11 protein-coding genes are annotated in these 11,941 nt (G+C 74.7%); 6 read left to right on the forward strand and 5 right to left on the reverse strand.

Translation table 11 applies throughout. The annotated features are described in order from the left end of the window. Positions 1-27: 27 nt before the first annotated feature. Entirely contained in the window at positions 28-1,386 is a 1,359-nt protein-coding gene (locus ACWEMJ_RS06545) for an NAD(P)/FAD-dependent oxidoreductase (protein WP_452135847.1), read from the reverse strand. 177 nt (positions 1,387-1,563) lie between these two features. On the opposite strand from ACWEMJ_RS06545, the gene ACWEMJ_RS06550 reads away from it, so the two are divergent. From ACWEMJ_RS06550 to ACWEMJ_RS06565, 4 genes are all read left to right on the forward strand, one after another. After that, entirely contained in the window at positions 1,564-2,319 is a 756-nt protein-coding gene (locus tag ACWEMJ_RS06550) for a HipA family kinase (protein ID WP_452135848.1), read from the forward strand. Continuing rightward, positions 2,319-2,711 (forward strand): DUF3037 domain-containing protein, encoded by a 393-nt coding sequence (locus ACWEMJ_RS06555; protein WP_452135849.1) that lies wholly within the window; start codon positions 2,319-2,321, stop codon positions 2,709-2,711. Before ACWEMJ_RS06550 ends, ACWEMJ_RS06555 begins: the two co-directional genes overlap by 1 nt. Before the next feature lie 82 nt (positions 2,712-2,793). After that, the gene (locus ACWEMJ_RS06560) at positions 2,794-3,234 is read left to right on the forward strand and encodes a MarR family winged helix-turn-helix transcriptional regulator (RefSeq protein ID WP_452135850.1); all 441 of its coding nucleotides are present in this window, start codon (positions 2,794-2,796) and stop codon (positions 3,232-3,234) included. Between the two features lie 29 nt (positions 3,235-3,263). Further along, on the forward strand, positions 3,264-4,178 hold the full coding sequence (locus ACWEMJ_RS06565) for a DUF2797 domain-containing protein (protein ID WP_452135851.1): 915 nt from the start codon (positions 3,264-3,266) through the stop codon (positions 4,176-4,178). 7 nt (positions 4,179-4,185) lie between these two features. Here ACWEMJ_RS06565 and ACWEMJ_RS06570 read toward each other — a convergent pair whose 3' ends face one another. Together ACWEMJ_RS06570 and ACWEMJ_RS06575 are read right to left on the reverse strand one after the other, a co-directional pair. Beyond that, complete coding sequence (locus ACWEMJ_RS06570; protein WP_452135852.1) at positions 4,186-4,542, reverse strand: DUF6204 family protein; 357 nt, start codon at positions 4,540-4,542, stop codon at positions 4,186-4,188. Between the two features lie 9 nt (positions 4,543-4,551). Next, entirely contained in the window at positions 4,552-6,768 is a 2,217-nt protein-coding gene (locus ACWEMJ_RS06575) for a HelD family protein (RefSeq protein ID WP_452135853.1), read from the reverse strand. A 129-nt stretch (positions 6,769-6,897) separates the two neighbouring features. Between ACWEMJ_RS06575 and purB the strand changes: the two genes are divergently transcribed. Both purB and ACWEMJ_RS06585 read left to right on the forward strand, forming a co-directional pair. After that, a complete protein-coding gene (purB, locus tag ACWEMJ_RS06580) occupies positions 6,898-8,337 on the forward strand; it encodes an adenylosuccinate lyase (RefSeq protein WP_452135854.1) in 1,440 nt (479 codons plus the stop codon). Between the two features lie 541 nt (positions 8,338-8,878). After that, positions 8,879-9,160 carry a hypothetical protein gene (locus ACWEMJ_RS06585; protein ID WP_452135855.1) on the forward strand — a complete coding sequence of 94 codons (282 nt, stop codon included), beginning with the start codon at positions 8,879-8,881 and terminating at the stop codon, positions 9,158-9,160. Positions 9,161-9,178: 18 nt separating this feature from the next. Here ACWEMJ_RS06585 and ACWEMJ_RS06590 read toward each other — a convergent pair whose 3' ends face one another. Continuing rightward, positions 9,179-9,715, reverse strand: a complete 537-nt coding sequence (locus tag ACWEMJ_RS06590; protein ID WP_452135856.1) for a hypothetical protein — start codon at positions 9,713-9,715, stop codon at positions 9,179-9,181. A gap of 604 nt (positions 9,716-10,319) precedes the next feature. Then, complete coding sequence (locus ACWEMJ_RS06595) at positions 10,320-11,834, reverse strand: MFS transporter (RefSeq protein WP_452135857.1); 1,515 nt, start codon at positions 11,832-11,834, stop codon at positions 10,320-10,322. Between the last annotated feature and the right edge of the window lie 107 nt (positions 11,835-11,941).

Below are 11,941 nucleotides of genomic sequence, written 5' to 3' on the forward strand. Positions count from 1 at the left end.
GCGGGGGCTTCGTGGGGGCGGCGGGGGTCAGCCCTTGGCGAGGAGGGCCTGGGCGTGTTCGCGGACCTGGTCGCGGGAGAGGTAGGCGTCCGTGTACTCGAAGTCGCGCAGGCGGGCGGGCTGGCGGGCCAGGAAGCCGGTGCGGACGAAGTCGTCCCCGGCGGTGGCGTTCAGCAGCCAGTTCGCGGTGGTGCGGTACTTCGCGGAGTTGGTGCGCATCGCCATGACGTGGTAGCCGCGTGCCACCAACTGGGCGGGCACGCCGTGCAGTTCGACGCCCATCGGCTTGGAGACGGCGTCCTTGCCGCCGAGGTCGACGACCAGGCCGAGGTCCTTGTGGAAGTACGGCTGGAGCGGCTGGTTGCGCAGCGCCGCCACCAGGTTGTCGGCGAGCTGCCGGCCCTGCCGGGCCGAGTGCTGCGCGGTCGGCGGGCACACCGCGCCGTCGCCCTTGGCGAGGTCCGGCACCGCCGCGGCGTCGCCGAGCGCGAACACGCCCTCGTACTGCGGCACTCGCATCTCGGCGGTCACCGCGAGGCGTCCGCGCACCGTCTCCGCGTCCAGCGTGCCGATCAGCGGGGACGCGGCCACGCCGGCCGTCCAGATCAGCGTCCGGCACGGCAGGGTGCGGCCGTCGGTGAACTTCACCGTCTCCGCGCCGACTTCCGCGACGGACACGCCCAGCGACACGTCCACGCCGCGCTTGCGGAGGATCTCCAGCGCGGTCTGGCCGAGCTTGTCGCCCAGTTCCGGCATCAACTTCGGCGCGATGTCGATCAGATGCCACTTGATCAGGTCCGGGTCCAGGCGCGGGTAGCGCTTGAGCGCCGCGGTGGTGAGCCGCTGCAGGCAGGCCGCCGTCTCGGTGCCCGCGTAGCCGCCGCCGACCACCACGAACTGCAGCCGCGAGGCCCGCTCGTTCTCGTCCATGGACGCGGAGGCCAGGTCGAGCTGGGCGATCACGTGGTCGCGGATGTAGGTCGCCTCGGCGAGCGTCTTCATGCCGCGCGCGTAGTCGGGCAGGCCCGGGATGTCGAAGGTCCGGGTGACGCTGCCCGGCGCCAGCACCAGGTGGTCGTACTTCTCCGCGATCACCTCGTCGGTGATCTTGCGGACCACCGCGACCTTGGAGCGCGGGTCGATGCCGATCGCCCCGCCGGGGACTATGTGGGTGCGGCGCAGCGTGCGGCGCAGCGAGATCGCCACCGACTGCGGGGTCAGCACCCCGGCCGCGACGTGCGGCAGCAGCGGCAGGTACAGCTGGTAACTGAACGGCGTGACCAGGGAGATCTCCGCCTCGGAAGGGGCGAGCTTGCGCTCCAGACGGCGCGCGCACTCCAGCCCGGCGAAGCCGCCGCCGACGATCAGGATCCGAGGTCGTTCCATCGTTCATCCCCTACGTGTGCGGGTCCGTGAACTGCGTCCGTGCCGACGTGAGCGAATCAAGGACGACTGCTGGCCACACTCGCACGGCGGCACGGCGGGTGCATCTCCAACGGCCCCCGCCGCCCGCCCGGCCGGTGCCGGGCCGTGGCCGCCCATCAGGGCCGCTAGGCTGTCGGGATGCTCTCCGAGGTGACGGCCGTCCGCTACGCGACGCCGCTGCGCGAAGGCGGTTCGATGCCCGGCCTGATCGAGGCCGACGACCGCCGCCTGTACGTGCTGAAATGGGTCGGCGCGGCCCAGGGCCGCAAGGCGCTGGTCGCCGAGGTGCTGGCCGGTGAACTCGGCCGCCGGCTCGGCCTGCCGGTGCCGGAACTCGTCCTGGTCGATCTCGACCCGGTGCTCGCCCGCAGCGAGCCCGAGGTGCAGATCCAGGACCAGATGCGGGCCAGCGGCGGGGCCAACCTCGGCATGGCGTTCGTCTCCGGGGCACTCAACTTCGACCCGCTCTGCTTCGACGTGGACACCGACACCGCCGCCCGGGTGCTCTGGTTCGACGCCCTGATCGGCAACGTCGACCGGTCCTGGCGCAACCCCAACCTGCTGGTCGCCACCGGCGGCCTGCGGCTGATCGACCACGGTGCCAGCCTGATCTTCCACCACAGCTGGGCGCGCGCCGAGGCCTGGCGCCGCAAGCCCTACGACGCCTCCGACCACGCCCTGCGGCACGCCGTCGGCCACCTGTCGAAGGTGGACGCCGAACTCGCCGCGCTGGCCGGGGCCGCGCTGCCCGCCGCCGTCGCCGCCGTGCCCGACGTGTGGCTCGCCGACGAGCCCGGCTTCGAGAACCCCGACGCCGTCCGCGCCGCCTACACCGAGCAGCTCACCGCCCGCCTCGCCGGGCCCCGCGACTGGCTCCCGGAGGTGGCCGCCTGATGGACCAGGACCCGTACCCCAAGGACTACGAGTACGCGCTGATCCGCGCCGTCCCCCGGGTCGAGCGCGGCGAGTGCGTCAACATCGGCGTGCTGCTGTACTGCCGCGACTCCGGCTACCTCGGCGCCCGCACCCACCTCGACCAGGGCCGACTGCTGGCCCTCGACCCGGTCGCCGACGTGGCCGGCGTGCGGCGAGCGCTGCGCGGCGTCGAGGCGGTCTGCGCGGGCGGCGAGGCCGCCGGGCCGGCCGCCGCGGACAGCCCCGGGCAGCGCTTCCGCTGGCTCACCGCCCCGCGCAGCGCCGTCGTCCAGCCCGGCCCCGTGCACACCGGCCTGACCGCCGACCCGGCCGCGGAACTGCACCACCTGTTCGACCGTCTGGTGCTGTAGGCCGCGCTGTTTCTCCGACCCCCGACATACTTGCCTCGCTCAATACTGGAGGTACTGAAACGATGGGCGTACCCTGACCGCCATGGGCAGCACCACAGGCACCGGCACCGCACCCTCCACCACCGAACTGATGGACCAGGTCGCGGCCGTCGGCACGGCCTACTTCCAGGACTTCGCCGCCGCCGCGGCCCGCCACGGACTCAACTCCTCGCAGGCCAAAGCACTCAAGGGCATCCTCGAACCCGTCCCCATGCGCGCCCTCGCCGGGCGCCTGGGCTGCGACGCCTCCAACGTCACCGGCATCGTCGACCGCCTCGAAGCACTCGGCCTCGCCCGCCGCGAAGCCGCCGCCGCCGACCGCCGCGTCAAGATCGTCACCATCACCGACGACGGCCGCACCGTCCTCGACCGGATCCGCGACGACATGACCCGCGCCCGCCAGGCCTTCGACAGCCTCGACCCCGAGCAACGCGCCGCCCTGTCCCGGCTCTGCCAACAGGTGCTGCCGCTGCTGCGCCCCTGACCGTCGGCCCGGTGCTCTACGCTCGCCGGATGCACCAGGCGAACGGATGGACCTCGACCGGGCTGCGCTGGCTGGACGGCGTACCCCGCCTCACCGCCACCGACGGCACCACCCGCCACGACCGGCCGCTCGGCGACGGACTCCCCGTCGCCTGGCGGATCGCCGGACCCCGCCGCTGCACCGGCGCCACCACCGCCCGCGGCCACCGGCCCTGCCCGCACCGGGCCACCGTCGAACCGGACGGCACCGGCAGCCAGTGCCCGAGCTGCCAGAACGCCGACCGCGGCCTGCAACTCGCCCGCGACCGGATCCTCGACGACGGCCGCAGCTACCGCCTCTACCTCGCCTGGTTCGGCCCCGGCCTGCTCAAGGTCGGCCTCACCGCCGAGGAACGCGGCACCGTCCGCCTGCTCGAACAGGCCGCCCTCACCTGGACGTTCATCGCGCACGGCCCGCTGCCCGCCGTCCGCCGCGCCGAACTCGCCGTCGCCCACGCCCGACTGGCCCGCGAACGCATCCCCGCCGCCGCGAAGTACCCCGCCTGGTGGGCGCTGCCCAGCGCCGCCGACCGGCACGCCGAACTCGCCGCCGGCCGCGCCCGCGCCCTCGCCCTGCTCGCCGACCGCTCGCCCGCGGGCGGGCCGCTGACCCTGCTGCCCGACCACGCCGTCACCGACCAGGTCGCGCTGTACGGCCTCACCGACGGCGCCCCCGACCGGTACCAGCAGGTCAAGGCGGTCAGCGACGGCGCCCGGCTGACCGGCCGACTGCGCCGGCCGATCGGCGGCCACCTCTTCCTCGACCCGCCCGCCGGGCCCCCGCTGCTGCTGGACACCCGCCTGCTCACCGGCTGGACGCTGCACGCCGAGGCCGCCGACAGCTGCGACGGCCTCACCCTGCTGCCCCGGGCCCGCCCCGCCGCCGAGCAGGACACGCTGTTCTGACCGGCGCTCAGCCCTTGCGGCGGGCCTCCTGCTTGCCCCGGGCGCCGACCGCCGCCAACGACATGTCCTGCGCCTGCGACTTGAGGTTCTTGTACCCGTACCCCCGATCCGTCAGCCACAGCTCCGCCGCCGTCTCGGCCCGCACCGACGCCGCCACCACGTCCTCCTCCGCCTCGCCGTGCTCCAGGAAGCGGAAGGTGAAGAACGGGCGCGCCGACAGGTCGTACGTCAGGTGCCCCTCCTCGGTGAACTGCGCCTTCAGCACGTCGTGCTCGGCCGCCTCGGCGGTCAGCTCGGCGTGCTGCTCGGGCGTGAGGGCGTCGAAGGAGCCGCGCACCATGATCCGGAACGTACGAGTCGTCATGGCCGGACCCTAACCCGACCGGCCCGCCCGCTTCACCCCGTTTTCTGCCAGGTCGGTCGACGCGAACGCCGCCCGCAGCGGCTCCGGCAGCGGACCGTGGTGCGCGACCGTCAGCCGGCGGGTCGCCCGGGTCAGCGCCACGTACAGGTCGTGGCCGCCGCGCGGGGACTGCGCCCAGATCGCCGCCGGATCGGCCACCACCACCGCGTCGAACTCGAGTCCCTTGCACTGCACGGCACTCAGCGCCCCCAGGGGCGCCAGCTCGGCCAGCCGGGAGTCCGGCACCACCAGGCCCGTCGTCCCCGGGCCGTCCGACGCCAGCAGGGCCGGCAGCTGCGCCGCGTAGTCAGTGACGGCGACCGCCCGCGGCCGCTCCCCGTCCGCCCGTACCGACTCCGGCGCCCGCGCCGCCGGGTCGACGGCCGCCAGCCACGCCGCCGCCACCGCCATGATCGGCGCCGGGGTGCGGTAGTTGACGGTCAGCCGCTCCTCCCGCCACCGGGTGCCCAGGTAGCGGCCCAGCACGGCCTGCCAGTCGTGCGCGCCCGCCGCCGAGGAGGTCTGCGCCAGGTCGCCCACCACCGTCAGCGAACGGGTCGGGATCCGCCGCATCAGCATCCGCCAGGCCAGCGCCGACAGCTCCTGGGCCTCGTCCACCACCACGTGCCCGAACGTCCACTCCCGGTCCGCCGCCGCGCGTTCGGCGGTCGAGCGGTACGGCCCTTCGCCGGCATGCCGCTCCGCCAGCGCCGCAGCGTCCAACTCGCCCTCCTGGCCGGTCACTTGGAGCACCCCTCGGGCGTACTGCGCGGCCTCGGCGCGCTGCCGGCCCTGCTCGGCGGCGGCCCGGCGCTGCTCGGCGCCGTCGCTGCCGAGCAGTTCGGCGGCCTCGTCCAGCAGCGGCACGTCCTCCACCGTCCACGGCGCGCCCGGCGGGCGGCGCAGGGCGGCGCGCTCGGCGGGGGTCAGCGACGGGGCGAGGCGGTCGGGGTCGGCGAGCAGCGACTCGACCAGCCGCTGCGGGGTCAGCAGCGGCCACAGCGCGTCCAGGGCGGCCCGGACCGCCGGCTCGGCCCACAGTTCGCCCGGCGCGTACCGGGCCTCCTCCTCGTCCCACGGGCGGCCGACCGCGTCCGCGCGGAGCCGGGCCAGGCCGGCCAGCGCGGCGCGCAGGAAGTCGGCGCGGGCCGCGTTGTGCGGCAGCCGCAGGCCCCGGGCGCGCTCCCGGGCGGCGGCCAGCAGGCGGCGGGGGAGCGGCAGGTCGAGATCGGCGAGCAGGCCGTCCCCGGCGGGCAGCCGCTGGTGCAGGCGGACCGCCTCGGCGAGCACCTCCGCCATCTTCGCCGAGCCCTTCAGGAAAGCGGTTTCCGGCCGGTCCGCGTCAACCGCGCGCACCCCCGGGAACAGCTCGCCGACGGTGCGCAGCAGCACCTCGGTCTCGCCGAGCGAGGGCAGCACCTGCTCGATGTAGCGCAGGAACGCCGGGTTCGGGCCGACCACCAGCACCCCGCGCCGCTCCAGCACCTCCCGGTGGGTGTACAGCAGGTACGCGGCCCGGTGCAGCGCCGCCACCGTCTTGCCGGTGCCCGGTCCGCCGTGCACCACCACCGCGCCCTGCAGCCCGGAGCGGATCACCCGGTCCTGCTCGGCCTGGATGGTCGCCACCACCTCGCGCATCCGCCCCGTCCGGGCCCGCCGCAGCTCGGCCAGCAGCGCGGCCTCGCCGACCAGGGTGCGGCGGCCCTCGGCGCCCAGCGCGTCCAGGTCGAACGCCTCGTCGTCCAGGCCCACCACCTGCCGTCCCCGGGTGCGCAGGTGGCGGCGGCGCAGCAGGCCGGCCGGGTCGGCGGCGCTCGCGGTGTAGAACGGACGGGCGGCCGGGGCCCGCCAGTCCAGCAGCAGCGGTTCGAACTCCTCGTCCAGCAGGCCGATCCGGCCGATCCGGTGGACGGCGCCGTCGCGGGCGTCGATCCGGCCGAAGCACAGGCCGCGCTCGACGGCGGTCAGCCGGGCCAGGCGGCGGGTGCGCTCGGCGAGCACCACCTCCCGCTCCAGCCGGGCCTGCCGGGTGCCGCCGGGGCCGGCGTGCTCGGCGTCGGCCTGCTCCAGCGCGCCGCGGGCCTGCTCGCGGGCGGCATCCAGGCACGCGTACAGCTCCGTCAACCGGCGCTGCTCGGTGCGGAGTTCGGCGGCGAGGACGGCGTCGCTTGCCAGATCTTGGGTCAACGTGATATCCTTGCCTTGGGTGAGTTCTTTACTCGCTTGGCTTTCTTCCTCAATCGGCCATGGTACCCGCCCGCCCCCCGTCCCGGAGGGTGGAGGCGCTGCGTTCCCGCCTGACCTCGACTGTTAGGCTTGCGAAGCGTGAGCGCGAAGCCCAAGATCCCCAATGTCCTGGCCTCCCGGTACGCCTCGGCGACCCTGGCCCAGCTGTGGTCCCCCGAGCACAAGGTGGTGCTGGAGCGCCACCTGTGGCTGGCCGTCCTGAAGGCCCAGCAGGACCTCGGCATCGAGGTGCCGCCCACCGCGATCGCCGACTACGAGCGCGTCGTCGACCAGGTCGACCTGGCGTCCATCGCCGCCCGCGAGAAGGTCACCCGGCACGACGTGAAGGCCCGCATCGAGGAGTTCTCCGAGCTCGCCGGGCACGAGCAGATCCACAAGGGCATGACCTCGCGCGACCTCACCGAGAACGTCGAGCAGCTCCAGATCCGCCAGTCGCTGGAGCACGTCCGCGACCGCACGGTGGCCGTCCTGGTCCGCCTCGGCCGCCTCTCCGCCCAGTATGGCGAGCTGGTCATGGCCGGCCGTTCGCACAACGTCGCCGCGCAGGCCACCACCCTCGGCAAGCGCTTCGCGACCGCCGCCGACGAGGTCCTGGTTGCCTTCGCCCGCCTTGAGGACCTGATCGCCCGCTACCCGCTGCGCGGCGTCAAGGGCCCGGTCGGCACCTCGCAGGACATGCTCGACCTGCTGGGCGGCGACGCCGACAAGCTCGCCGAGCTGGAGCGCCGGGTGGCCGGCCACCTCGGCTTCGACAATGTTTTCACCTCGGTCGGCCAGGTCTACCCGCGCTCGCTCGACTACGACGTGGTCTCCACCCTGGTCCAGCTCTCCGCCGGCCCGTCCAGCATCGCCAAGACCATCCGCCTGATGGCCGGCCACGAGCTGGTCACCGAGGGCTTCAAGGCCGGCCAGGTCGGCTCCTCGGCGATGCCGCACAAGATGAACACCCGCTCCTGCGAACGCGTCAACGGCCTCGCCGTCATCCTGCGCGGCTACGCCTCGATGACCGCCGAGCTCGGCGGCGACCAGTGGAACGAGGGCGACGTCTCCTGCTCCGTGGTGCGCCGGGTCGCGCTGCCGGACGCGTTCTTCGCCTTCGACGGCCTGCTGGAGACCTTCCTCACCGTCCTCGACGAGTTCGGCGCCTTCCCCGCCGTCATCGAGGCCGAACTCGACCGCTACCTCCCGTTCCTGGCCACCACCAAGGTCCTGATGGCGGCCGTCCGGGCCGGCGTCGGCCGGGAGACCGCGCACGAGGTCATCAAGGAGCACGCCGTGGCCGCCGCCCTGGCGATGCGCGAGGGCGCCCGCGAGAACACCCTGGTGCCGGCGCTGGCCGCCGACACCCGGATCCCGCTCGACCGCGAGGCCATCGACGCGCTGCTCGCCGACCGCCTCTCCTTCACCGGCGCGGCCGCCGCCCAGGTCGGCGAACTCGTCCGCCGCATCGAGGCCGTGGCCGCCGCGCACCCGGAGGCCGCGAAGTACGCGCCGGGCGACATCCTCTGACCCGTCGCTCCGATCGGTCGCCAACTGCCCGCCCCCGACGCCGAGTCGGGGGCGGGCAGTGTGCTGCCGGAGCCTCTTGGCAATGGTCGCCGGGGGGCCGTAGGGTCAGCACGCGGCCGCGCGGTGCGAGCGATCGGCCAAATTCGGAGCGGGGGACGGCGTGTTCCGGTCCGAATGCGCGACCTGGCCGACAACCGGTCGGGGCGATTGCCCGATCCCCTCACCGGGCAGGTAAGTTGTGCCGTGCACATGCATCTGATGCCTTGTCAGACGAAACGGGGGAATGTCTGGTGGGCCGAAATCGCTTTCCCGCACCGTGCCTTCGCCTCGTAGCACTCGCCCGGACGGGCCGCATCCGATGACCGCCGGGCAGATCCGACGCCGGGGCGGCGGCACGCTGCACGCACTCGGCGCCCGATGGGGGCACACGACCGGAACCGGTGACCGGGCACGGGGCCCGAAGGGTAGACAGAACATGTCCGTCATGACGTCGACAACGCAGGCGCCGGCGGAGGTCTCGCACCCGCGCGGGGAGTCAACGATGCGACCGACCGATCCGACCGAGCCCGGCGGCGGGGCACTCGCCCACGCGGCCGCCGCTGCCGCGCCGCAGGTCCCCGCCGGTGCGGTGGTGGGCTACGTCGGGGCGCTCGGCGTGCTCGACCTGCTGCTGTCGGCGGTGCTCACCAGGGCGCTCACCGGCGCGGCGGCGGGGGCGGCGACGGTGACGGTGTTCCTGGCGTTCTTCGTGCCGCTGGGCGTCGCGGCGGTGCTCAGCGCGGACCGGGTGCTGGTCGCGCGGGCGCGGCGGGGCGGCGCGTAGGAGGCGGCCGCCCGCGTCCTACGGCCGGGTCCTGCCGCGCGTCCCGGCGGCCGTACCCGCCGCCTGGCGGCGTCGGCGGTTGGCCCGGGCATTGCGGGCCACGCCCCAGCCGGCGAACAGCAGGGTTCCGGCCCCGCCGACGGCCGCGAGCGCCGGATTGTGCAGGATGACGCCGACGGCGGCGACCGCGCCGAGGACCGCCGTGAGCAGCGCCAGGACGATCAGCACGAACCGGAAGGTGTCGCCGGTGTCCCGGGCGATGTCCCGCAGCAGCGTGGCGAGGCGGTCGAGGAACGGGTAGAGGCCCTCGCCGAGCTGCTCGGGCGGGGTGGGCGCCAGCGGCTCGGGCTCGCGCCGGGCCGGCTTCGCGGCCTTGGCGCGGCGGGGCGCGGGCGGGTTCCCCGGCGCCGGGTCGGGCTGCGCCGCCGGGTCGGGCTGCGCCGCGTTCCGGCGGGAGCCGGTGCGCTGCTGGCGCGGCAGGCGGGCCGTCGGCGCGTCCGACCGGTCGGCGGCGGACGGGTCCGGAGACGGTGGCTCGGTGGCGCTGGTGGTCACGGGCAGGGGTCTCGCTTCGGGCTATGCGAGCCGACCGGTGGCCGGCTCGGGTCTGGAGCTGAACGACGGGGGCGCCGGGAGGGGTGGTTCGTCCCGGCCGGACCCCGAAGGAGAGCCGCCGGTCGGTGGCGTCCCCCGGGTGGGGAGCGGCACGGCCCACCGGCCGCACCTCTTCCAGCAACGGCCGGGGGCGGTCAACCATCCCGCCGCCGGCCGCATCTCGGTGCCGTCTCACTAGCGCCACTGGGTCGGACCGGCACCTTCCGGCGCCCGCCCGGCCCTTCCGTCCCCGCCTTCGTCGTCGCGCCCGGAGGAGGGCCTCCGGTGTCCAGCCGCATCAGTGCCGCTCGGCGGGCTCGGACCGAGCCGCCGATGTGCGGGTGCCTACCTTACCGTCAACGCATCGCAACTGCGCGTAACCCTTCCGGGCGAGCCGCGCGTGACCGGGAGTCTAGCCCCTGACCCCCGTCCGGGCATCCTCCGACTAGCCGGAAAACTGACGCCGCGTCAAGCACGATCGGGTCAAGATGACCGCCGGGTAAGTGAGTTGGCGCACTCGGTGACCGGCGGACGGTTTTTCCGGGCGGTTCGGACGCGGTCGGTCTCAGGCGGTGCGGCCGGACGTCGCCGGTCCCTCGTCCGGGTGAATCGGGGGCGAGGTGGGGCCGCAGTACCAGTCGCAGCTGGGCTCGGCGACGGGATGCGGCGGAGTGAGGGCGTCGGCCCGGATGGTGGCGAAGGCGAGCAGCGCGCCGGCGACCAGCAGGCCCGCGCAGATCAGCATCGCGGTGCGGAAGGCGCTGTCCACCTCGGCCGGGATCCGGTACGCCTCGCCGCTCAGCCCGGCCAGCGGCGGGATCGCCGCCACCGCGAACAGGCCCGCCGCCCGCGCGGCGGCGTTGTTCACCCCCGACGCGATCCCCGCCCGGCGGACGTCGACCGCGGCCAGGACGGTCGCGGTGAGCGGGGCGACCAGCAGCGTCATCCCCGCGCCCTGCACGGTCACGGCGGGCAGCACGTCCAGCCAGTAGTTCGCGTCCGGGCCGATCCGCAGCATCAGCAGCACCCCCGCCGCGACCAGCAGCGGCCCCACCGTCAACGGCAGCCGGGGCCCGACCGCGCGGCCGAACCGGCCCGCCCGGCCCGACAGCAGCAGCATCAGCACGGTGATCGGGACGAGCGCGACCCCGGACAGCAGCGGCGTGAACCCGGCGACGATCTGCAACTGCACCGTCAGCAGCAGGAACACCCCGCTGAACGCGGCGTACACGCACAGCGTGACCAGGTTGACGGCCGTGAACAGGCGCGAACGGAACAGCGACAGCGGCAGCATCGGGTTCGGCGAGCGGTGCTCGACCAGCACGAACACGGCGGCCAGCGCGAGACCCGCCAGACCCGCCACGAGCGCCCCCGGGGTCAGGCCCGAACCCGCCTCCGTCAACGCGTACGTGACGCCCGCGAGGGCCAGCGCGGCGAGCAGCGCGCCCAGCACGTCGAAGCGGCCCTGCGCGTCCGGGTCACGGCTCTCCGGGATGTGGCGGGCCGTCACCGCCACGACGACCGCCGCCAACGGCAGGTTCAGCAGGAAGATCCACCGCCAGCCCGGACCGTCCACCAGCCAGCCGCCCAGGAACGGGCCGACGGCCGCCGCGACGCCGCCCAGGCCCGACCAGGCGCCCACGGCCGCCGCCCGGTCGTCCTCGTGGAACACCGCCTGCAGCATCGCCAGCGAACCCGGCGTCAGCAGCGCCCCGCCGATGCCCTGGAGCGCCCGGGCGAGGATCAGCACCTCGACGTTCGGCGCCGCCGCGCAGCCCGCCGAGGCCAGCGCGAACCAGCACACCCCGATCAGGAACACCCGGCGGCGGCCGTAGCGGTCGCCGAGCGAACCGCCCAGCAGGATCAGCGCGGCCAGCGTCAGCATGTAGGCGTTGATCGTCCACTGCAGGGAGGCGAGATTCGCCCCCAGGTCCTCGCCGATCCGCGGCAGGGCGACGTTCACCACCGTGCCGTCCAGCATCGCCATTCCGGAGCCCAGCGCGGTCGCCGCGACGACCCACCGTCCCCGCCCCGTCCCCAGCCGGATCCCGCCGGCCACGCCCGTCGCATCGTCGCTCACGCAACGCATCCTCCGTCACCACTCGCGCCGCGACCAGTCCGCTGCGCCCTCCGGGCAGCTGCCGGAACGCCCGCGCGAGCGGCGAAGCCGGGCGGAGGGCCGGGCCG

The sequence above is a fragment of the Kitasatospora sp. NPDC004531 genome (genome assembly GCF_053602195.1).

Coding starts and splice junctions, on each gene's coding strand:
- ACWEMJ_RS06545 (WP_452135847.1), bottom strand. CDS start 1,386: ATGGAACGACCTCGGATCCTGATCGTCGGCGGCGGCTTCGCCGGGCTG.
- ACWEMJ_RS06550 (WP_452135848.1), top strand. CDS start 1,564: ATGCTCTCCGAGGTGACGGCCGTCCGCTACGCGACGCCGCTGCGCGAA.
- ACWEMJ_RS06555 (WP_452135849.1), top strand. CDS start 2,319: ATGGACCAGGACCCGTACCCCAAGGACTACGAGTACGCGCTGATCCGC.
- ACWEMJ_RS06560 (WP_452135850.1), top strand. CDS start 2,794: ATGGGCAGCACCACAGGCACCGGCACCGCACCCTCCACCACCGAACTG.
- ACWEMJ_RS06565 (WP_452135851.1), top strand. CDS start 3,264: ATGCACCAGGCGAACGGATGGACCTCGACCGGGCTGCGCTGGCTGGAC.
- ACWEMJ_RS06570 (WP_452135852.1), bottom strand. CDS start 4,542: ATGACGACTCGTACGTTCCGGATCATGGTGCGCGGCTCCTTCGACGCC.
- ACWEMJ_RS06585 (WP_452135855.1), top strand. CDS start 8,879: ATGCGACCGACCGATCCGACCGAGCCCGGCGGCGGGGCACTCGCCCAC.